Origin of the sequence: Microbacterium sp. Root180 (genome assembly GCF_001428485.1) — a bacterium.
In the GTDB taxonomy this organism is placed as follows: domain Bacteria; phylum Actinomycetota; class Actinomycetes; order Actinomycetales; family Microbacteriaceae; genus Microbacterium.
In genome coordinates, this window is the sequence record NZ_LMHS01000003.1 from 1,285,511 (window position 1) to 1,306,932 (window position 21,422).

At 70.3% G+C, this 21,422-nt stretch carries 19 protein-coding genes and 1 tRNA gene; 10 read left to right on the forward strand and 10 right to left on the reverse strand.

The features are described from left to right. Window positions 1-4 precede the first annotated feature (4 nt). A tRNA-Leu gene (locus tag ASD93_RS13530) sits at window positions 5-88 on the forward strand. Window positions 89-380: 292 nt separating this feature from the next. Next, window positions 381-833 (forward strand): hypothetical protein, encoded by a 453-nt coding sequence (locus tag ASD93_RS13535; RefSeq protein ID WP_157536960.1) that lies wholly within the window; start codon window positions 381-383, stop codon window positions 831-833. 37 nt (window positions 834-870) lie between these two features. On the opposite strand, the gene ASD93_RS13540 is transcribed toward ASD93_RS13535, so the two are convergent. The 3 genes from ASD93_RS13540 to ASD93_RS16280 are packed head-to-tail and all read right to left on the reverse strand — an operon-like array spanning window position 871 to window position 2,623. Further along, entirely contained in the window at window positions 871-1,428 is a 558-nt protein-coding gene (locus ASD93_RS13540; protein WP_056123574.1) for a dihydrofolate reductase family protein, read from the reverse strand. Between the two features lie 15 nt (window positions 1,429-1,443). Further along, on the reverse strand, window positions 1,444-1,935 hold the full coding sequence (locus tag ASD93_RS13545; RefSeq protein ID WP_082569332.1) for a GNAT family N-acetyltransferase: 492 nt from the start codon (window positions 1,933-1,935) through the stop codon (window positions 1,444-1,446). Between the two features lie 49 nt (window positions 1,936-1,984). Further along, window positions 1,985-2,623 carry a GntR family transcriptional regulator gene (locus ASD93_RS16280; protein ID WP_056123577.1) on the reverse strand — a complete coding sequence of 213 codons (639 nt, stop codon included), beginning with the start codon at window positions 2,621-2,623 and terminating at the stop codon, window positions 1,985-1,987. Window positions 2,624-2,988: 365 nt separating this feature from the next. On the opposite strand from ASD93_RS16280, the gene ASD93_RS13555 reads away from it, so the two are divergent. Next, window positions 2,989-3,195 carry a cold-shock protein gene (locus tag ASD93_RS13555; RefSeq protein WP_056123580.1) on the forward strand — a complete coding sequence of 69 codons (207 nt, stop codon included), beginning with the start codon at window positions 2,989-2,991 and terminating at the stop codon, window positions 3,193-3,195. A 127-nt stretch (window positions 3,196-3,322) separates the two neighbouring features. On the opposite strand, the gene ASD93_RS13560 is transcribed toward ASD93_RS13555, so the two are convergent. From ASD93_RS13560 to ASD93_RS13580, 5 genes are all read right to left on the reverse strand, one after another. Next, window positions 3,323-5,398: a bifunctional lysylphosphatidylglycerol flippase/synthetase MprF gene (locus tag ASD93_RS13560; RefSeq protein ID WP_056123583.1), complete on the reverse strand. Its 2,076-nt coding sequence runs from the start codon at window positions 5,396-5,398 to the stop codon at window positions 3,323-3,325. Between the two features lie 26 nt (window positions 5,399-5,424). Beyond that, a complete protein-coding gene (locus ASD93_RS13565) occupies window positions 5,425-6,690 on the reverse strand; it encodes a hypothetical protein (protein ID WP_056123585.1) in 1,266 nt (421 codons plus the stop codon). Continuing rightward, window positions 6,683-7,366 (reverse strand): HAD hydrolase-like protein, encoded by a 684-nt coding sequence (locus ASD93_RS13570; protein ID WP_056123587.1) that lies wholly within the window; start codon window positions 7,364-7,366, stop codon window positions 6,683-6,685. Before ASD93_RS13570 ends, ASD93_RS13565 begins: the two co-directional genes overlap by 8 nt. Before the next feature lie 280 nt (window positions 7,367-7,646). Next, entirely contained in the window at window positions 7,647-8,342 is a 696-nt protein-coding gene (nucS, locus tag ASD93_RS13575) for an endonuclease NucS (RefSeq protein WP_056123591.1), read from the reverse strand. Window positions 8,343-8,362: 20 nt separating this feature from the next. After that, complete coding sequence (locus tag ASD93_RS13580; protein WP_200950694.1) at window positions 8,363-9,592, reverse strand: MFS transporter; 1,230 nt, start codon at window positions 9,590-9,592, stop codon at window positions 8,363-8,365. Between the two features lie 79 nt (window positions 9,593-9,671). On the opposite strand from ASD93_RS13580, the gene ASD93_RS13585 reads away from it, so the two are divergent. Further along, a complete protein-coding gene (locus tag ASD93_RS13585; protein ID WP_056123595.1) occupies window positions 9,672-10,727 on the forward strand; it encodes a LacI family DNA-binding transcriptional regulator in 1,056 nt (351 codons plus the stop codon). Here the strand turns inward: ASD93_RS13585 and ASD93_RS13590 are convergent. Beyond that, window positions 10,724-12,316 carry a hypothetical protein gene (locus ASD93_RS13590; protein ID WP_235566960.1) on the reverse strand — a complete coding sequence of 531 codons (1,593 nt, stop codon included), beginning with the start codon at window positions 12,314-12,316 and terminating at the stop codon, window positions 10,724-10,726. The two genes, ASD93_RS13585 and ASD93_RS13590, sit on opposite strands and share 4 nt — an antisense overlap. 121 nt (window positions 12,317-12,437) lie before the next feature. Here ASD93_RS13590 and ASD93_RS13595 point away from each other — a divergent pair, with 121 nt between their 5' ends. The 6 genes from ASD93_RS13595 to mnhG are packed head-to-tail and all read left to right on the forward strand — an operon-like array spanning window position 12,438 to window position 18,732. Then, window positions 12,438-15,365, forward strand: a complete 2,928-nt coding sequence (locus ASD93_RS13595; RefSeq protein WP_056123598.1) for a Na+/H+ antiporter subunit A — start codon at window positions 12,438-12,440, stop codon at window positions 15,363-15,365. After that, entirely contained in the window at window positions 15,362-15,910 is a 549-nt protein-coding gene (locus tag ASD93_RS13600; RefSeq protein ID WP_056123601.1) for a Na(+)/H(+) antiporter subunit C, read from the forward strand. Before ASD93_RS13595 ends, ASD93_RS13600 begins: the two co-directional genes overlap by 4 nt. Continuing rightward, window positions 15,907-17,502: a Na+/H+ antiporter subunit D gene (locus ASD93_RS13605; protein ID WP_056123603.1), complete on the forward strand. Its 1,596-nt coding sequence runs from the start codon at window positions 15,907-15,909 to the stop codon at window positions 17,500-17,502. Before ASD93_RS13600 ends, ASD93_RS13605 begins: the two co-directional genes overlap by 4 nt. Then, entirely contained in the window at window positions 17,499-18,107 is a 609-nt protein-coding gene (locus ASD93_RS13610) for a Na+/H+ antiporter subunit E (RefSeq protein WP_056123607.1), read from the forward strand. Before ASD93_RS13605 ends, ASD93_RS13610 begins: the two co-directional genes overlap by 4 nt. Continuing rightward, on the forward strand, window positions 18,104-18,373 hold the full coding sequence (locus ASD93_RS13615; RefSeq protein WP_056123610.1) for a monovalent cation/H+ antiporter complex subunit F: 270 nt from the start codon (window positions 18,104-18,106) through the stop codon (window positions 18,371-18,373). The genes ASD93_RS13610 and ASD93_RS13615 overlap by 4 nt, the downstream gene beginning before the upstream one ends. Continuing rightward, window positions 18,370-18,732: a monovalent cation/H(+) antiporter subunit G gene (gene mnhG, locus ASD93_RS13620; protein ID WP_056123613.1), complete on the forward strand. Its 363-nt coding sequence runs from the start codon at window positions 18,370-18,372 to the stop codon at window positions 18,730-18,732. Before ASD93_RS13615 ends, mnhG begins: the two co-directional genes overlap by 4 nt. A gap of 41 nt (window positions 18,733-18,773) precedes the next feature. Here mnhG and ASD93_RS13625 read toward each other — a convergent pair whose 3' ends face one another. Next, a complete protein-coding gene (locus ASD93_RS13625) occupies window positions 18,774-21,398 on the reverse strand; it encodes a penicillin acylase family protein (protein WP_082569333.1) in 2,625 nt (874 codons plus the stop codon). Window positions 21,399-21,422: the final 24 nt, after the last annotated feature.

Sequence of the window (21,422 nt, forward strand, 5' to 3'; positions counted from 1 at the left end):
GCTCGCGCGAGTGGCGGAATAGGCAGACGCGCTGGCTTCAGGTGCCAGTGCCCGAAAGGGCGTGGGGGTTCAACTCCCCCCTCGCGCACAGCGAAGAAGAAGGCCCCCGGAAGGGGGCCTTCTTCTTTTCCGCGCGACATCCGGGCATCGAACTGGCCGGGCGGCGGTCGCGAGCCCGGGATGCCCGCGGCCGTAGCCGGATTCCGCACCGGAGCGTCATTCTGGGTGCCTGTCGCAAGTCCTTCGATACAGGGGCTCCGCGGTCAGCACGTCGCGCTGAGGAGATCGAGATGAATGAGATTCAACGCACCATTGCCGCCGCCGCCGTTGCCGCTTCGATAGCGTGCCTCGGGGCATGTTCCGCGACTCAGACAGTGCACATGGAAGGCTCGAGAGTCGAGCTTTACGACTCAGTCAAGGGGATAGTCGCGGACAGCTCTGTTGTGGCGGTGGTCGATGTGCATCACCAAGAGGTTGTGAAAGACGACATCGAGTACACGCTCTCCACGGCGACGATCATCGAGAAGTTCTCCCCAGCCGGTCTCGGCGTCGAGGTGCCCGCGGATACGCCTCACCTTGCGGGCGAGACGGTGGTTGTCCGACAGATGGGAGTTGAAGGGATGGAACTGCCGTACGCAATTCTCAGGTCCGGCGAAAAGTACTTGCTGTTCCTCTCGCCCACCGTGCTCAAGAAGGACGGACTCGCTCAGTACTACATCACCGGAGGCTCCGCAGGTCTCTACTCCGTCGACGGGGATCGCTTCGTGCATGGGCCGTTCGAGGAAGGCGATCAGCTTCCGAACGCTCTCACAGCCGCAGACCTCAAGGGCTGACGCCAGATCGTCACGTTCGCGGGCGCGTCACGCCGTTTCAGGCGGGGCGGAAGCGCAGGGCGATCGCCCCCGACCGGAACTCGCGCCGCTCCACCAGCTCGAGCGGGATGCGCTCGCGCAGACCGGCGAGCAGCGTCGGGCCGTGCCCGGCGAGCACCGGCTGCACGAGGAACTCGTACTCGTCGATCAGCCCGGCATCGGCCAGTGCCCGGGGCAGCGTGACGCCTCCCACCCACAGCCCGTCGCCGGGCTGCTGCTTGAGCTGCCGGACCGCACTCACCACGTCGCCGTGCAGCAGCTCGGCATTCCAGTCGACGCTCTCGAGCGAACTCGACACCACGTACTTCTTCGTCCGGTCGATGGCCTCGCCGAACGGGATCTCCCACTCGCGCATCCAGTCCGGCCACGCGCCCGTGGCGGGCCGCCGCCACGCGGACTCCATCATCCCGTACGTCACCCGGCCGAAGACCAGGGCGTCGGCCCTCTCCATCTCCGCCGTCCAGTAGGCCATCGACTCCTCATCCGGCGGCAGCCCCGCCTCGTGATGGCAGCATCCGTCGAGAGTGACGTTGATCGAGTATCTGAGCGGTCTCATCGCGCTGCTCCAGGTTCATGCCCCGTCGAGGGCGGGCAGAAGGGCGAAGACGATCTCCTCGGTCTCACGGCCGAGCCCCGGTGCGTAGGCGACGTTGCGCGACACCTCGGTGAACCCGGAGTGCTGCAGCACGGCGAGCGACCCGGCGTTGTGCGCGGCGGCCCGCGCGAACAGCGGCCGCACGGGCTCGCGCGACACGAGCAGCCGCAGCGCGGCGGTCGCGACGCCTCGGTTCCACGCGTGGCGGGCGATCCAGAAGCTGACCTCCCGGTCGCCGTCGATCGTGAAGACCGCAGCGGTCCCCGCGAAGCCGCCGTTCTCCGTCACCACCTGATACAGCACGCCGCCGTCTCCGCGCTGACGCGCGATCCACGCATCGAACGCGTCACGGTCGCTCGGGTCCTCCGCGGTGAACGCGGCCATCGCGACACCCTCTGGGTCGCGCATCATCTCGAAGATCGCGTCGAGATCGTCGTCGTCCAGATCGCGCAGCTCGATGTGGTTCACACCCCCACCGTAGCGACCGGAAGGCCCGCCGATCGAGGGGCTCCCGCCGTCAGGCGAGGCCGTGGAGCTCGCGCAGCAGCGCTTCGGCGCGCACGCCGTCGCGCTCGCGCATCGCATCGCGGAATCCCTCGTACGCGGTGGTCCGGCCGATCGGGCACTCGATGATCGGGCGCCACGTGGAGATGTTGCGGCGGATCGCGAGCTCCGCCTCACGCATGAAGCGGAGGATCGCGACGTTCCCGGTCGCCCGCGTGAGCCTGGCGAAGAAGATGTGGCTCGTGCGCATGAGCTCCGCATAGTCGTCGAAGCGGGATGCCGCGATCACGGCGTCGAGCTCGAGGAGGGCGTCCTCGAGCTCGTCGTCCGAGGCGTTCGCGATGGCCATGCGCGCGGCATTGCCCATGAGATACGCGACGAACTCGAGCGTGTCGGCCTGCGCCTTGTCGTTCGGCGTGGACACGCGCGTGTAGCGGTGCGGCGAGACCTCGACGAGACCGACGCGCTCGAGGCGCTGCAGAGCTTCGCGGACGGGAGTGCGCGAGACGCCCAGCCAGTCGGCGAGTTCGTGATCGCGCAGGCGGGCGCCCGGTGCGAGGGTGCCGTCGAGGATCGCCTCGCCCACACGGGCGTAGACCTCGTCGCCGAGCACCGCACCGCTGGGGACGAGGGGAGCGAGGGGGGTCGTCATGAGTGCGACCAGTGTACGTCGGCCGATTCAGCCGCATACACCTTTCTCATCTTCGCCGGACATTCATGTCCGGTTAGCGCTCACGCGGACCTCGGACCCGGCGGAACGTCCTTCTCGCCGCGTCGCTGATATATCGGTAGCATGAGCCTGTCACGCTTACGCGTGGCCTATCCGGGGGGATCCGTCGACGCCCGGGCTTCGAGCACTGCTCAGCCCGGGCGTCCGATGGTTTCGGGGGGCGGCATCCGAGCACAATGCAACGTTTCTGTCACCATCCGAAACGACTCTCGCCGTACGGCGCACATACCGTTACCTTGGACTGGACTCGTGGCATGAGCGCGGGCACCCAGAAAGAACGGCAAGTAATGAGCACGCAGGGCACCGTCAAGTGGTTCAACTCGGAGAAGGGCTTCGGCTTCATCGCTCCCGATGAGGGCGGCGCAGACGTCTTCGCGCACTACACCGCGATCACCGCAAGCGGATACCGCTCCCTCGAGGAGAACCAGCGGGTCGAGTTCGAGATCGCCCAGGGCCCCAAGGGCCTGCAGGCGGAGAACATCCGCCCCATCTAAGCCATGCGGGCCTTCGGGTCCCATCAAGCGAAAGCTGCGCCGCGGTACTCCTGCTTCCGCCGACAGAGTCGGAGGCGGATGCCGCGGCCCAGTCGCGCCCGATGTTGCACATCGGGCGCTTTTCTTTTCAGTCGCCGGATCCTCGCACGAGCTCGAGTCCGGCGCCCGCGAACTGGCGCAGCGTCGCGTCCGGCAGGAACGCCCGGGTGAGCCCCGCGCCGATGCGGGTGAGGTCGCTCTCGTCGCGGAACAGCAGGTACATCGTCTCGTAGCGCGGGTGGAATTTCTCCTTGAAGCGATGCAGCGACTGGAAGCCGTAGACCGGCTCGAGCATGCCGGCGAGCCAGTCCGACAGTGCGGCGATGGCGCCGGCATCCGGCGGGTACTCGTGGGCCAGCGGCGCACCCGACAGCGAGAGGATCTCGGCGCCCTCGTCGGAGAAGTGCCGGGCCGACGACCCGATCAGGAACTCCATCACCGGTCCGAAGCCGCCGTCGCGGCGGCGCATGAGGTCGAGGGTCCAGCCGCGCACCTTCCCGTCGCCGGCGTAGACCGGAAGCCACGACAGGAAGCCGTCGACATCACCGGAGGGCGAGACCGCCAGCGCCATCCTCACCTCGGGGTCCTCGGCCTGGTCGAGCGTGCCGAGGGTGAAGCCCATCTCGGGGAGGCCCTTGTCGCCCACCCACATCTCGGAGATCGCGCGAAGCTGCTGCCTGATGCCCCACGGCTCGTCGGCGAGCCGTGTCATGCGGAAGCTCATCTCCTCGCGGCCGGCGCGATTCATCGACGTGCGCACGGCGTTCCACCTCTTGCCGGTGAACTCCAGGCCGGCGAGGTCCACGATGGTGTCGTCGGCGACGACGATGCTGCGCCATCCGGCCGGAACGGCGTCGCGGGTCGCCTGGCTCGAGCTGAAGAAACAGGGGATCAGGCCGGCGTGCTCCGCCGAGGCGATGAACTCCGCGACGGAACGCGCACGGGATGCCTCGGGCCCCAGCGGATCCGCAAGGGCGATGGCCACGCCTGCCCGTCGCTGATACGCGATGATGCCGCCCGCCTCCGTGCGGGCGTAGTCGTTGCCGTCCCATGTGGTCATCCACGAGAGCGTCCCGCCCCCGTATGCGCGGAGGGCGGCCTTGACGTCATCGATCGAGGGTGCGGGGCTGACGCCGACCGTCGACTTGCGCCGCGCCTGGAACGCGCGACGCACCCAGACGAGGTAGATGAGCAGCAGAAGCCACATCGCCGACTGCGCGAGGGCGACGTTGTAGTCGCCGACCTGGGCTGAGAGCGAGCTCGGCCCGATGATCTGCGCGAGCGTCACCAGGAGCACACCCGTGAGCACGTTGATCGTCGCGAGCACGATGGTCCAGATCCAGGCCCAGCGCCGGCCCCGCCGGAGCCCGGTCGCCAGGCCCGCGATCACGATGACGTCGATCGCGACGTCGAGGAACGAGCCGTCCGCGGCATCGGTGTGTCCGAAGGGACCGTCGGTGGGAACGAGGAGGGTCAGCAGCTCGACGGCCAGGATCACGAGGACGACGACGAAGGCGATGAGGCGCTGCTCGCGCACGGTCGTGCGTTGCACGCGCAGCGACCGGTCCGCGAACAGAACGAGCAGCACGGCGAAGGCGTGCTCGAGGTCGGCGAGAGATCCCCAGAAGAAGAGCGTCACGAACGAGAATCCCAGAACGATCAGCCATGCGCGCACGCGCCACGGTGACGCGAGCAGTCCGACGGCGGCGGCGATGCCGGCCATCGTCCCGCCGGAGGGTCCGACGTCGAGCATCGTCGCCTCGACCTGCGCCCAGGGCCAGGGAAGCATCGCCGCGAGCCACAGGAACAGCGCGCTGGCGAAGATCGCGAACAGCTGACCGATGCCGAAGTACGCCAGCGCGACCACGGAACCGCGCCGATGCTCGAGGAAGGCGAGACCGGCGAAGCTCGCGATCACGAACGGGTAGACGATCGGGTGGTCGACGAAGAAGGTGCCCGTCACCGGCGTCCACCACCGGCCTTCGGCGAGCGCCGGGAGCCCGTAGGCGACCGACTCGAAGAGCGGGTTCTCGGCGAAGGGACTCCACAGCCCGCCCCAGATCACGCCGATCGCCAGCAGTGCGGCGATGAGCGCGAGCGTGGCGGGGATCCGCGCGAGGGCGGACAGAAAGGGATGGCGCGAGCGCGGCACGGCGTCGGTCATGGGCTTCACCCTACCGACGCGCCCGGTCACGTTCCGCTGGTGCGGGCGTAGTCGGCGAGGGCCTTGGCGTCCTCGGCGTCGCGCAGCGCGCGTCGCGCGGCGTCGAGCGCCGCGACCGGGTCCGGCGCCTGACGCGCGGCGGCGAGCTCGTGCTGGGACGAGATGAGGCGCGCCCGCGCATCGGCGCCTGCGCGGGCGTGGACGACGGATGCCTCGGCCTGCGCGATCGCCGAGCGGGCGGCGGCGAGCGTTCCGGGGAGGGCGGTGCGGGCTCCGCGGATGCGCTGCTGCGCGGTGCGCGCGTCGCCGAGCGCGAGGTCGAGGCGATCACGCAGCCGGGCGATCCGGTCGACCGTGCGGGACGGCCGGCGCGCGGCATCCGCTTCGATGCTCTCCAGCTCCGCGTGGAAGGCGTGGAGCTCTGCGCCGAGGCGTGCGGCGTCGGGGGCGTCGAGATGCTCGCGGGTCACACCGGCCTGCCGCAGCGCGGTGCGGGCGGCGTCGATCTCGCCGGGAACGGCCTGCGCGGCCTGCAGGACGAGGCGGTGCGATTCTTCGAGGATGCGCGCGTCGGCTTCGGCCTGGCGGAGCGCGCGCTCGGCGGCGCCGAGCTCCGCCAGCGCGCTGCGCGACGGATCGGCCGCCTGCGCCTGTGCCGCGTCGAGGTGGCGCCGCGCCTCGGCCTCTTCGGCGAGGGCGGCGTGCGCGGCGCGCGAGGCATCCGCCCACTCGTCCTCGGCGAACCGCGCGGACAGTTCAGCGACGAGGGCGGCGGGATCCCCCATTCCCTCGCGCAGCTGGTCGAGCCGGCGCTGCGCGGCCGAGATCTGGCTCGCCGCCGAGACGTTCGCGAGCACCCAGGCCGAGTGCTCGGATCTTGCCGAGGCGATCGCCTTCAGGGCCTCGCTCGCGCGCCGCTCGATGCGGCTCGACGAGCGCCGGATGTCGTCGGGCAGGACCTCGGATGCGCTGAGGCGGCGGTACTCGTCGAACGACTCGTCGCGTACGTGCTGCGCGGTCAGCCGCGCGCGCCGCAGCGACGTGGGGGCGCCTCCGCCGTAGAGGGCGCCGGACAGCCCGACCTCGAGGTCGAGTTCGGCGACCTCGTCGTCGAGCCGCACGAGCACGGCCCCGGCGCGCACGCGATCCTGGTCGGCCGCCGCGCGGGCCCGGGGTGATCGTCGTGCGCGCCGGACCGTCCACGCGACGACGGCCAGGGCGATCCCCGCCACGCCGAACACGATCACCGCGGGGACGAGCCACGCGAGGATCGAGCCGACGATCTCAGGCATCGGTCTCCTCGACCAGCAGGAGACGGCGGAGCTGGTCGACGTCGTCGACGGCTGCCTGTGCGCCGTCCGCCTCGTGCGGCCAGCTGAAGCCCCAGCGCACGAAGATCACCGGCACGCCGTGCACGGCGCCGCCTTCGACGTCGTGGTGGCGGTCGCCGACGAGGACGGGTCTGCTGGTGTCCGCGCCCGCGGCCTGCAGGCGGCGCAGCGCCTCGGCGACGATGTCGGCCTTGGCGCTGAGCGTCTTCTCGTCGGGCGTCGCGCCGACGACGGCGGTGAGCGAGGGCGAGAGGTCGAAGTGGTCCATGAGCGCGGCGACCTGGATCTCGGGTTTGGAGCTCGCCGTCGCCTCCGGGATCCCGGCGGCCGCGACATCCCGGATCAGTTCGCCGACCCCGTCGAAGAGCTTCGCGCCCGTGGTGTAGCCGTCCTTCTTGCCGAGCACGCGGTAGAAGGCCACGGCTTCGGATGCCTCGTCCGGCGTCATGCCGACGTTGACCTGGAAGGACTCGTACATGGGCGGACCGATCCAGTGCACGAGCTCCGCGCGGGTCGGCGGACGCCTGCCGAAGTGCTCGAGCGTGACGGTGAGCCGTCGCAGGATGCCGTCGGACGCGTCGACGATCGTGCCGTCCACGTCCCACAGCACGCACGTCCAGGGCGATCGTCTCGGCATGGGATCCACCCTACGGGGAGGGGGTGAGGGCGGCGTCTCCTGCGGCGTCACGCATCGCGTGCGAGCGAAACGTTCGCACCCGCTCGTTTCGGCATGTGAGTTCGGGTTCACACAGGCTCCGGTCGTGGGCGGTCGGATCTTGGGTGCTCGGGCTGTGTGAGTTCGCGTTCACACAATGTCCGTCGCGGCGCCGACGAGGTGTGTGAGCATGAACTCACATGCGTTACCGGAGGGGACGACGACCCCGACGCAGACGCCACGGCCGCGTCTCCGGCTTGCGTCAGAACAGCCGGGGAGCGCCGGAGTCGATGCCCTTCATGCCCTCGTAGTCGAGGGTGACGCAGCGGATGCCGCGATCCGCCGCCAGCACCCTCGCCTGAGGCTTGATCTCCTGGGCGGCGAACACGCCGGTCACCGGTGCGAGGTGCGGATCGCGACCGAGCAGCTCGAGGTAGCGCGTCAGCTGCTCGACACCGTCGATGTCGCCGCGGCGCTTGACCTCGACCGCGATGGTGCCGCCGGCGGGGTCCCGCAGGAGCAGATCCACCGGTCCGATCGCCGTGGGGAACTCGCGCCGCACCAGGGTCAGCCCGTCGCCGATGACGTCGACCTGCTCCGCGAGGAGCCGCTGCAGATCGGCCTCCACGCCGTCCTTCTGGAGCCCCGGGTCGATCCCGAGCTCGTGCGACGAGTCGTGGAGCACCTCGTAGATGCGCACGAGGAGGGCGTCGCCCGTCTTCGCGTGCGTCACACGCCAGTACTCGAGCACTCCCGCGGCGGCGGATTCGGCATCCGGCTCCTCGACGTCCAGTCGGCACGGCGGGCTCATCCAGTTCAGCGGCTTGTAGGAGCCGCCGTCGGAGTGCACGAGCAGCGAACCGTCGCCCTTGTGGACGAGCAGACGGGTGGCCAGCGGAAGGTGCGCGGTGAGCCGTCCGGTGTAATCGACGGAGCAGCGGGCGATGACGAGACGCACCCGAGAAGCCTAGCCGCGCATCAGTGGTGGGCGTGCCCCGCGCCGACCTTCGACCCGGCGATCGGCTTGGCCGCTCCCGAGGCGAAGCCCGACAGGGCGATGAGGCCGACGATGATCCACAGCGTCGGGAGGATGCCGATCTCGTGGCTGATCCAGCCGAGGATCGGAGGCCCGCACAGGAACGCCAGGTAGCCGATGGTCGCGGCGGCGGAGACGGATGCCGCGGCCTTCGCGGGGTCGTCGGCGGCGGCCGACATGCCCAGCGGGAACCCGAGCGAGGCGCCGGCGCCCCACAGCGCGATGCCGACGAAGGCGATCGGCAGGTTCGGCGCGAGGATGAACACGATGAGCCCGACCCCTGCGGCGACCGCGAGCACCCGGAGTGTCCAGACGCGGCCGAGGCGGTCCACGATCGGGCCGCCCAGGATGCGGAAGACCGTCATCGAGACCGAGAACACGGTGAGCGCGATGGCGCCGACGGCCTCGGTCTGGCCGTGGCCGTCGACCATCGCGATCGTGAGCCAGTCGTTCGCGCTGCCCTCGGCGAAGGCCATGCCGAGCATGATCGCGCCGATCGCGTAGGTGCGCGGATCGCGCCACACCGCGAGGGTCTCGGCGAGGCGCTGGCGGCGGTCCGAGGGGGTCGCCGGGTCGTCGTGCATGGTCTCGCGCACCGGCACGGCGCGCAGGGCGAAGAGCCCGGCGGCGAGGACCAGCAGCCCGACCACCCACAGGTGCCAGGAGACCGGGATGCTCCAGATCGCCATGAGCACGCCGAGGCCCGCGCCGGCGACGGTGCCGATGCTGAAGAACGCGTGGAACAGGGGCATGAGCGTCTTCTCGAACGCCTGCTCGACGGCCGCGGCCTCGACGTTCATCATGACGTCGGTCGCGCTCATGCCCATCCCCATCAGGGCCAGACCGATCGCGGTGACCGCATAGGACTGGAGGACGGAGACGCCGAGCCCGACGACCGCGACTCCGACGGAGAAGGTGATGATCGTCGCGACCATGCCCCGGCGCGCACCCCAGCGCACGACGAGCACGTTCGCGATCGAGAGGCCGACGATGGCGGCGGCCCCCGAGATGAACAACAGGATGCCGATCTCCCGGTCGTTGATCCCGAGATCGCGCTTGACGGCGGGCAGGCGGGCCGCCCACGACGCGAAGCCGAGGCCGGTGACGAAGAAGATCGTGAAGACCGCGGTGCGCCAGCTGACGAGCTGAGAACGGGTGAGAGGCGTATCCACCCGACCACGGTAGCCCGTCGCGGCCAAGCTGTCGAATCGATTCGACGCCCGTGCTTGCGCCGGGGTAGCATCAATGCAAATGAGCACGCGCAGGGCAACCATCGCCGACGTCGCGCGCGAGGCAGGGGTCTCGCCGTCGACGGCCTCCGTCGTGTTCAGCGGCAAGACCCCGGTCTCCGACGCCACTCGCCGGCGCGTGCTCGACGCCGCCTCGGCCCTGGGCTACACCGGACCCGACCCGCGCGCGGCGTCGCTGCGCCGCGGCCGATCGGGAATCGTCGGCGTGGTGTTCGAAGAGCATCTCGGGACGGCATTCCTCGACCCGGTCAAGACCCTCATGATGGACGGGCTCACGGACGGGGTCGCACCGCTCGGCGCCGGGCTCCTCCTTCTGCGCGACCACGATCCGACCGAGAGCGGGACCGCCGCGTCGCTCATGACCGCTCCGCTGGACGCCGCCGTGCTCGTCGGCTGCAGCGGGCACCTGCGCGAGTCGCTCGATGCCGTCAAGGCGCGGGGAATCCCCGTGGTCGTCATCGAAGGCGACGCCGGAGAGGACGTGCCTCGCATCGGTCTCGACAACCGCGAGGCGCAGCGGCAGGCTGCGAGCCACCTGCGCGCCCTCGGCCATCGGCGCGTGGCCGTGGTCACCCTGCCCGCCCGCGGCGGGTGGGAGGCGGGCTGGCTCCTCGACGGGACCGCGATCACGATCGACGTCACGCGCGAGCGTCTCGCGGGTGCGCTCGAGGTGTATCCGGATGCCGCGGTCTACGCCGCCGCGGGGAGCTTCATCGACGAGGGGCTCGCGGCCGGCCGCGTGATCCTGGCCGACCCGTCGATGCGGCCGACGGCCGTCATCGCCCAGAGCGACCTTCTCGCGGCCGGCGTGATCCGCGCAGCCGAAGAGGCGGGGCTGCGGGTGCCCGAAGACCTCAGTGTCACCGGTTTCGACGGGATCGTCGTCGACGGCCTCGCGCCGTACGAGCTCACCACGCTCGTCCAGCCCGCGACCGAGAAGGGACGCGCCGCCGGCCACGCCGTCGCGGCGATGCTCGACGGCGGCGAGGCCGCGTCGATCCGCTTCACGTGCGAGTTCCGCGAGGGCAACACGACGGCCCCGCCGCCAGCCGACTAGGACCGCTGCGGTCCGAGCGGCAGCGTGCGATCGCCGAAGTCGACGATCGTGTACCGGCCGCAATCGACCAGGGACGCGGCATCCGCTTCCGTGACGCCGCCGGGCAGGGCGAACGGCACGCTCTCGTCGTCCCGCACGAGGAACGTCACGTCGCCCACAGCGAAGTCGTCGCGGTTGACGAGCCACGCGTAGCCGCGCACTTCGTGATCCACCTGCACGAGCGCGCGCGGATCCGCCGCATGCGCCTTGGGCAGCCGGACCGTCCAGAACTGTCCCGCGCCGGTGCGGCCCGAGGCATCCGTCCACGCGACGACGCATGCGAGGTCGGGATCGGGCGCGCTCGCCGCCGTGACGAGGCGCGGGATGCCGAGCCCGGCCGCGAGCACGAGCGCGCCGGCGGTGCTGGCGGCGAGCACGATCCGGCCGAGCCGTAGGCGCTGCGGGGCGAGGTCGGGAAGCACCGCGAGTCCGAGGAGCGGAGCGAAGGCCACGGGCTGCAGGTACCGTGCGGCGTGGGTGCCGAGCACGATCGCGCCGACGACGACGAGCAGCGGCACGAGCCAGCCGCACGCGGCGGCGACGGCGGCTCCGACGTGCGCGCGCCGGGCGAGCATCACCGACGCGACCGCGCACCACGCCCACAAGACCGCGCCGAGGACTCCCGCGGCCGCGCCCGCGGGCTCGGCGAGCCGGTCCGCCGCGAGGCCCGCGTAGTACGCCAGCGACTGCGCCCACTGGGACGGGTCGGCGTATCCGGCGCCGGTGTTGGCGATGAGGGGCGACAGCGGCACGCGCGCGACGAATCCCGCGGCCGATCCGGCGACCAGTGCGGCGAGCAGCATCCATGCCGCGGAGCCGACCCGCGTGGGGGTCGCGAAAGGAGGAGATGTGGCGGAAGGAGGATCCTCCCTTCGCCGCGCGCGAAGGCCGACGACGACGAGCACGACCGAGAGGGGCACCGTCGCCCACGCGGTGAACAGCGGATTGGTGAGGACGGATGCCGCGGCCACCCCCGCGAGCACCCAGACGTGCGCACGCCGCTGCGGCGCATCGAGACCGCGGCGGGCGAGGCCGAAGGCGACGACCGCGGCGATCACGGTGGCGCTGTAGTACGTCGTGGTGAGCAGGAGCGAGGCGGGCTCGAGCGCGTCGCGATCGGCCGATGCCTCGGTGACGGCGAGCAGCGCGAAGGCGGCGAGGGCCAGCAGTGATCCCGCGACGGGCGCACTGCCGGGCCGGCGTGCTCCGGCCACGAGGCGCAGCGCGCCGTACAGCGCGACGAGGTTCGCGACGCCGGCGACGAGAAGCGTGCCCTCGCTGCCGAGCCCCCAGAGCGAGAGGATGCCGAGCACGGCCGTCTCGGGGACGAACAGCACCGATGACATCGCCCAGTCCTGCGGCTGGCCGGCGGCGAGCGACCGCACCACGAGCGTCGTCACGAGTGAGTCGCCGTCGCGCAGCAGAAGCTCGGAGCGCGGCGTCGAGGCGACGACCGCGACCGTCGCGATCGCGATCGCGAGAGCGACCACCGCACCCATCGCCTCGCGCGCCCAGGGCGGCGTGCGGAGATCGGCGGGATCGGCGGCCACGGGCTCCACTCTGGCACGCGCGGGGCCAGAGGGCCGGGCGTCCCGGTAGACTCGACCCGACACCCTGATCGCCCGAGCCGCGCGCGTGAGCCCCCGGCCGACGACCACGAGGAGGCCGCCCATGCTCCTCCTCCTCGGCGCGTTCGCACTCGTTCCGCTGGTGCTCCCGTGGCTTGTCCGGCGCATCGGCGCACGCGCGTTCTTCGTCGCGGCGCTGCTGCCCATCGCGGCGTTCGCGCAGGCGGTCGCCGCCACCCCTGCTGTGCTCGCCGGCGATGACCCCTTCGAGTCGTACGACTGGATCCCCCCGCTCGGCATCGAGCTCTCGATGCGCATGACCACCCTGTCGTGGCTCATGACGCTGATCGTGACCGGGGTCGGCGCACTCGTCATGATCTACTGCCGCTGGTACTTCCGCGGCAAGGACGAGGGACTCGGCCAGTTCTCCGCCGTTCTGCTCGCGTTCGCCGGGGCGATGTACGGCCTCGTCCTCACCGACGACCTCGTCGTGCTCGTGATGTTCTGGGAGATCACGAGCGTGCTGTCGTACCTCCTCATCGGGTACTACAACCGCCGTGCGGCGAGTCGTCGCGCCGCACTTCAGGCGCTGCTGGTGACGACCCTCGGCGGACTCGTCATGCTGATCGGCGTCGTGCTCATCGTCGTCGACGCCGGAACGTCGAGCATCTCGACGATCCTCGCCGAGGCTCCGACCGGCCCGGTCGTCGACGCGGCGCTCGTGCTGCTGCTCGTCGGCGCGCTCAGCAAGTCCGCCATCTTCCCGTTCCACTTCTGGCTGCCCGGCGCCATGGCGGCGCCGACCCCGGTGAGTGCGTATCTGCACGCCGCGGCGATGGTCAAGGCCGGCATCTACCTCATCGCTCTCCTCGCGCCCGTGTTCGCTGCGGCGCCGACCTGGCGTCCGATCGTCGTGAGCCTCGGGGTGTTCACGATGCTGCTCGGCGGCTACCAAGCTCTGCGCGAGACCGACCTCAAGCGCATCCTGGCCTTCGGCACCGTGAGCCAGCTCGGCCTGCTGGCGGTCGTGCTCGGCTACGGCACCCGCGACGCCGCGCTCGCCGGGGCCGCGCTGCTGCTGAGCCACGCGTTGTTCAAGTCCGCCCTGTTCCTCGTGGTGGGCGTCATCGACCGCCAGCTGTCCACCCGCGACATCGCCGAGCTGAGCGGCGTCGGCCGCCAGGCCCCGGTCATGGCGACGTTCTCGTTCATCGCCGTCGCCTCGATGGTCGGCATCTTCCCGACGATCGGCTTCGTCGCGAAGGAAGGGGCGCTGACCGCGCTCCTCGACGAGGCGGCCGCCGGTGCCCCGTGGGGCATGGTCGCGTTCGGCGGCGTCGTGCTCGGATCCGTGCTCACCGCCGCGTACGGCATCCGATTCCTGTGGGGAGCCTTCTGGACGAAGCGGGATGCCGCGCGCCGGCCGCTACCGGCGACCGAGTGGCCGGACCCTCCCATCGGATTCCTCGCCGCACCTGTCCTCCTGTCGGGGCTCACCGTCGTGGCCGGCTTCGCGGCTCCGGCGCTCGATGTGGCGCTGGCGGGCTATGCCGACGAGGCGCCGCCCGGTGCTTCGGAGCATCCCGCCCACCTCGCCCTGTGGCACGGGCTCGAGCCCGCGTTGTGGATCTCGCTCGGAACGATCGCCGTCGGGGCCGTCGTGTTTTGGCTCACCGCCCGCGCGGGCTGGTCGAAGCGGCTGCTCCCGTTCACCGCGGCCGGGGCGTACAACGGCACACTGCGCGCCATCGCACGCCTGTCGGTGGTCACGACGAGCTTCACCCAGCGCGGCTCCCTGCCCGTGTACGTCGGCACGATCTTCGTCGTGTTCGTCGCCGCCGAGGGCACGGCGCTGCTGGCCGCCCCCGAGTGGCAGGCGCAGCTGGATGCCTTCCAGACGCCCATGCAGCTCGTCGTCGCGCCGATCATGATCGTGGCCGGGCTCATCGCGGTGCGCGCACGCAAGCGCTACACCGGCGTTGTGCTCGTCTCGGTGACCGGCCTCGGCATGGTGCTGCTGTTCGCCACGAGCGGTGCGCCGGATCTCGCCCTCACCCAGATCCTGGTCGAGACGGTGACCCTCGTCGCGTTCGCCCTGGTGCTGCGGCGCATCCCGTCGCGGATGGGCGAGCACAACGAGTCCGTCTGGCCGGTTGCACGGGCCGTCCTGGGAGCGGCGGTCGGCGCGACCATGGCCGCTGTCGTCCTCGTCGCCACGTCCGCCCGCAGCACGCAGCCGATCTCCGACCGCTTCCCCGACCTCGCCTACCACCTCGGACACGGCAAGAACGTGGTCAATGTGGCGCTGGTCGACCTGCGCGGCTGGGACACGATGGGTGAGCTGTCGGTGCTCATCCTCGCGGCGACGGGCGTGGCATCCCTCGTCTTCGTCACCCACCGCGCCGACACGCTCTCACGCCTCATCGCCCCCCTGCCCGCCGGAGCGACCCGCACCGGCAAACCGCTCGTGGAGACCTCGGACGGACTCAAGCAGCGCGGCGATGCGCGCGGAAGCGGTCGCACGGCCTGGCTGGTCGGCGGTCAGCGCGTGCGTCCGGAGGACCGCTCGATCATGCTCGAGGTGATCGTGCGGATCCTCTTCCACACGATCATCATCGTGTCGCTGTATCTGCTGTTCGCCGGACACAACCTCCCCGGCGGCGGATTCGCCGGCGGCCTCGTCGCCGGCATGGCGCTGGTCATGCGCTACGTCGCGGGCGGGCGCTTCGAGCTGGGGGCCGCGGCGCCCACCGACGCCGGGCGCCTGCTGGGCATCGGCATGTCGATCGCCGTCGCCTGCGCCATCGTGCCGATCTTCTTCGGTGCACCGCCGCTCACGAGCGCGTGGTTCGAGGCGGATCTGCCGGTGATCGGCCACGTCGAGTTCGTGACGTCGACCCTCTTCGACGTCGGCGTCTACCTCGTGGTGATCGGCCTCGTGCTGGACGTGCTGCGCAGTCTCGGCGCCGAGGTCGACCGCCAGGCGCACGAGGCTCGCGAAAGCCGGATGGCGGGGGTGAGCGCGCCGTGACCGTCTCGACCGTGCTCATCATCGTCATGGCAGTGCTCTTCGCGTGCGGTGTCTACGCCATGCTCGAGCGCAGCCTCACCCGGGTGCTGATCGGGTTCCTGCTGCTGGGGAATGCGACCAACCTTCTGCTGCTCATCGTCATGGGTCAGCCGGGGGTCGCACCGTTCTTCGGCGCAGCGGCATCCCCCGACGAGATGTCCGACCCATTGCCGCAGGCGCTGACGCTCACCGCGATCGTCATCACGTTCGCGGTGTCGGCCTTCCTGCTCGCGCTCATCTACCGCTCGTGGCAGCTCGGCCAGGCCGACACGGTCGAGGACGACGAGGCCGACCGCGCCGTGCGCGAGGGCACCGCCGACGTCGACGAGACGATGGACGACGAGATCGAGATCGAAGACGAGGACGACGACGCGACCACCGACTTCGTCGGGCTCGACACGTCGCCGATCACCGTGCTGCGCAGCACGGACGTGGCGGGCCTGCGCGACGACGCCCCGACGGACCGCCCGACGGAACGCCCGACGAGGGGCGGTGACGACGAATGACGACCTTCGCCCCCGCGCTGGTTCCGCTGCTGGTGACGCTGCCGCTGCTCGGCGCGGCGATCGCGCTCATCGCCGGCCGCCACCGCCGCACGCAGGTGGTCGTGTCGGTGAGCACCCTTTCGGTCGTGCTCGTCATCTCGGCGATCCTGCTGTACGTGGTCGACACGGGCGACCAGGCGATCGCGGTGTCCGTCGGCGGGTGGCCGATCCCGTTCGGCATCGTGCTCTACGTCGACCGACTGGCGGCACTGCTCGTGCTGGTGTCGAGCATCGTCCTGCTCGCGGTCCTGCTGTTCTCGGTGGGACAGGGCGCCGCGGACGGCGACGATGACACACCGGTCACGATCTTCCACCCGTCGTACCTGATCCTCGCCGCCGGCATCTTCAACGCCTTCATCGCCGGCGACCTGTTCAACCTCTACGTCGGCTTCGAGATCCTCCTCGTCGCGTCGTACGTGCTGATCACGCTCGGATCGACGGAGTCCCGCATCCGCACCGGCGTCGTCTACATCGTGGTCTCGCTGGTGTCCTCGATCCTGTTCCTCGCCGCCATCGCAATGATCTACGGGGCCCTGGGCACCGTGAACATGGTGCAGATCTCGCAACGGATGGGCGAACTGCCGCAGGAGACGCAGCTCGTGCTCCACCTCATGCTGCTGCTGGCTTTCAGCATCAAGGCCGCCGTCTTCCCGCTGTCGTTCTGGCTTCCCGACTCCTACCCGACAGCGCCCGCACCGGTGACGGCGGTGTTCGCGGGCCTGCTGACCAAGGTCGGCGTCTACGCGATCATCCGCACCGAGACCGAGATGTTCCTCGAGAACGACGTCAACTTCCTGCTGATGCTCGTCGCCCTGGCGACGATGATCGTGGGCGTGCTGGGCGCGCTCGCACAGGCCGAACTCAAGCGCATCCTGTCGTTCACACTGGTGAGCCATATCGGCTACATGATCTTCGGGCTCGCGATCGCCACTCCCGCCGCGATCGGCGCGACGATCTACTACATGGTCCACCACATCGTCGTGCAGACCACGCTGTTCCTCGCCGTCGGACTCGTCGAGCGTCGTGCCGGCAGCACGTCGATCCTCCGAGTGAAGGGCCTCATGCGCGCGGCACCCGTGATCGCACTGCTGTACTTCATCCCCGCCGTGAACCTCGGCGGACTGCCGCCGTTCTCAGGGTTCATCGGAAAGTTCGCCCTCTTCGATGCCGCCGCCGAGGTCGGCACGCCGATCATGATGGTGCTCATCGTCGGCGGCATCGTGACGAGTCTGCTGACCCTCTACGCGCTGATGCGCGCGTGGAACCTGGCGTTCTGGCGCGAGGAGGACGATTCGGCCGAGACGGAGGCACGCATCTCCTACCTCGGCGCCGCACCGGGAGGGGTCGAGACCGAGCGCCGCGTCATCCCGAAGATCATGACGGCCTCGACCGCCGGCATGGTCGCGCTGACCGTCGCGCTGACGATCTTCGCCGGACCGCTCTACGACGTGTGCACCCGGATCGGCGCCGCTTTGCTCGAACCGGTCACCCTCGTTCAGCTCGAGCAGGATCTCGGCTCGAGCGTCGTCAAGGGCGAGGAGGTGCAGCCATGACCACCGCCCCGCACACCGCGGCCAGCCCTGTCGTCGGGAAGAAGACCGTCCTCACGCAGCTGTGGCGTCAGCTCCCCTTTCTGCTGTGGCTGATCGCACTCTGGATGATGCTGTGGGGCCAGCTCACCTGGACGTCCTTCCTCACCGGGTTCATCGCCGCACTGTTCGTGACCCGGGTCTTCCGTCTCCCCCCGGTCGAGCTCTCGGGCCGCGTCAACGTGTGGTTCGGCGCGGGGTTCGTCGTCGAGTTCCTCGCGGCGCTCGTCTGGGGCTCGCTCACCGTCGCCGCTCAAGTGCTCGACTTCCGACGGCAGCCCGGCACGGCGATCATCGCGGTGCAGCTCGTCACTGACGACGACCTGATCATGACGCACACGGCGGTGACGGCATCCCTGATCCCGGGATCACTCATCGTGGACGTCGACCGGGACCGCCGCATCCTCTACCTCCACGTCATCGGCGTGAGGTCCGAGGCCGACGTCGATCGCCAGCGCGAGAGCGTGCAGCGGTGGGAGCGCCGCATCGTGATGGCGGTCGGCTCACGGGGGCAGGTGGCTGCAGTGCGAGCGGATGCCGCGGCCCGCCGCCCGGGAGGCGCCTCGTGAACGCACTGCTCATCGCGATCTACGTCGTGTTCGGCGCGGCGGCGCTCATCACGCTGTTCCGCATCGTCCGTGGCCCCTCGATCCTCGACCGTGCCGTGGCATCCGATGTCCTTCTCACCGAGGTCATGTGCGTGCTCGGGGCCGAGATGGCGATCAACCACCACACGCGATCGCTGCCGGTGCTGCTGATCATCGCCGCCGTCGGGGTGTTCGGGTCGATCTCGATCGCCCGGTTCGTCGCGCGAAGGGACAACACGGACCAATGACCCTCGACGACTGGCTGGACCTCGCGGCGCTGATCCTCATCCTGGTCGGCGCGCTGCTGTGCCTCACGGCCGCGATCGGCCTGCTGCGCTTCCGCGACGTGCCCTCGCGCCTGCACGCCGCGACCAAGCCACAGGTGCTCGGCGTGATCCTGATCTGCCTGGCCGTGGCGCTGTCGCTGCGGTCGTGGCCGGTCGTCGCGTTCCTCGTGCCGATCGTGCTGATCCAGCTCGCGACGGCGCCGCTCTCGGCGCACGTGGTGGGCCGTCAGGCCTACCGCAACGGCACCATCGACGAGACCGGCCTGTTCGTCGACGACCTCGCCGAGTCCCGTCGCACCCCGCCCGCCTCCGGCGGCTGACCCGACGCCTCGGCACGGCGACGGCCAGAGGAGTCCGCGGCTCAGTCGGCCGGGACGAGGGTCAGGGTGTCGGTCGTCGCATCGTCGACCGCGCCGCGTGAGTAGGCCCACGGCGTCAGCCCGACCGCCTGCCAGGTCGCCGTCTGGTCGATGTAGTTCGGGTGGAACGCGTGTCCGCTGGCGCCGGTCAGGTGGTTCCAGCCGCTCGCGTCGAAGTCGGAGAGGTCCACGACCATGCGCATCGAGGGCACCGTCACCGTGGAGAAGCCCTCGCCCATCACCCATCCGGTCGCGTTCACGACGGATGAGCCGCCGCCGGTCGGGAACGGCCCGCGGTTGAACAGCCACTCGATCGGGGCGATGCCCGATGCGCCGAACGTGTCGCTCATGAGCGGGAGGGCGTGCAGCGACCCCCAGTTCCATTTGGACTGGTTCTCGCCCTGCAGCTTCACGAGCCGTTCGTAGGCGTCGGTCGCGGAGCGCGCGAGCATCTCCTCCTGGCCCGAGACGCCGAGGGCCTCGTTGGTCCACCACGGCGAGCCCGGGTCTGCGAGCAGCTCGTCGACCACGAGGAAGAGCCGGGCCTGGTCCGACAGCGGGACCGGATGCTCGCGCCCGTCGACGAAGAGATTGTCGGCGAGCTCGTCCCAAAGCACGTTGGCGTACGCGGCCGCCGGCGAGCTCGCGGAGTTCTGCGCGTCCCACGTGCGGAGCCGGTCGAGCGCGGCATCCGTGCCCTCGTGGCCCGTCTGCAGCTCCATGTACGCGGCGGACAGGCGCATGCCGAGGAAGAACCCGTTGTCCCCCTGGATCGCGAGCATGTCGGCCGCCGTGAGGGGACCGTTGGCGGACTTGCGCTCGATGAGGTCGACGATGCGCGCCGCGCGCCAGCCGTAGTCCCAGTCGCGCGTGAGGAAGTAGGGGTAGTCCTCGTCGACGATGGCGTTGTTCGCCGTGACGATGTAGCCCTCGTCGGGGTTGTAGACGACGGGGAGCTCTTCGAAGGGGATGAAGCCCTGCCAGTCGTACGCGGAGTCCCACCCCGGCTGCGGCATCGAGCCGTCGCCCGCGCCGCGGATCGGCAGGACTCCGGGGGTCTGATACCCGATGTTGCCGTCGACGTCGGCGTAGATGAGGTTCTGCGCAGGCACCGCGAACTGCTGCGCGGCCGCGCGGAAGTCGTCGAAGTCGCGCGCCAGATTGAGGGTGAAGATCGCGGTCGCCGTCGTCGCGGGGGCCAGGGCGGTCCACTGCAGGCTCACGGCGGTCTCGCCCTCGGGGGCGTCTGCGGGCTGCTCGACCGTGCCGCCCGAACCGATCCACGGGTCCTCCGCGATCGCGGTGTAGTCGTCGGTCAGTCCCGAGATGATCGGGCCGTGGACGGTCGAGCGGATGACGAGCTCCTCGTCGTCGCCCCCCGCGACCTTCAGCGTCTCGGTGCGCACATCGAGTGGCTCGAGCTCGCCGTCACGCCAGTAGCTGTCGCCGTCGACCTTCTCCACGTACAGGTCGGTCACGTCGGTCGTGAGGTTCGTGAAACCCCACGCGACGCGGTCGTTGTGGCCGATGATGACGCCGGGCACGCCCGAGAAGCCGAAGCCCGCGACGTCGAACGCGCACGCCTCGGAGACCACCCGGCACTTCAGGCCGACCTGGTGCCACACGCTGGGCAGCGAGGCCCCCAGGTGGGGATCGTTGGCCAGCAGCGGCATCCCCGTCTCGGTGAGGTCGCCCGACACGACCCAGGAGTTCGACCCGATTCCCTCGCCGACGCCGCCGACCAGAGCGCTGACCGCCTCGACGACACCGTCGACCTCGGACCACTCGATCGATGCGGTCGCCGCGCTCGCCTTCTCGTCGGCCGTGAGGTCGGCGGCGGTGCCGACGGCCGGCACTGTCGAGATCGACGGCACGATGACCGGATTGCGGTCGTAGGGGTACTCCGGGTAGAGCTCGCGCATCTGCGCCTGCGTGAAGTCCGCGGCGATCACCGCGCGCTCGGTCTCCTCCTCGATGTTGGATCGGAGGTCCCAGGCCATCGCCTTGAGCCAGGCCACCGAGTCGGCCGGGCTCCACGGCTCGATCTCGTAGTCGCTGTTCTGCAGGCCGAGCACTGCGTACTCGAGCGATACGTCGGCACCCTGGTGGTCGGCCAGATACGCGTTGACCCCGTCGGCGTAGGCCTCGTAGTAGGACAGTGTCGCCTCGTCGAGCGCCTCGACCTCCTGCTCCGCGATCGCGCGCCAGCCGAGAGTGCGCAGGAACCGATCCGTCGGCAGCTGAGACTCCCCGAAGAGCTCGGACAGGCGCCCGCTGGTCACGTGCCGGCGGAAGTCCATCTCCCAGAAGCGGTCCTGTGCGTGCACGTATCCCTGCGCGAAGAAGAGATCGTCGGTCGTGGCAGCCGTGATCGTCGGGATGCCGAGCGCATCGCGCTGCACCGTGACCTCCTCGCTCAGTCCGGCGACGGAGATCGCGCCGTCGAGCTGAGGGAACGAGCGCTGCACGGTGTAGGCGACGAAGGCGACCGCGATGAGCGCGAGGACGACGATGCCGGTGAGGATGCTGAACAACGCGATGCCGATCCTGCGGCGGAGGGATCGGCGGCGCGGCGGAGCGTCGACGGGATCGCCGGGATCGACGGGATCGGGGGAGGTCTTCAGCATCGAAGGTCTTTCAGCTCAGACGAG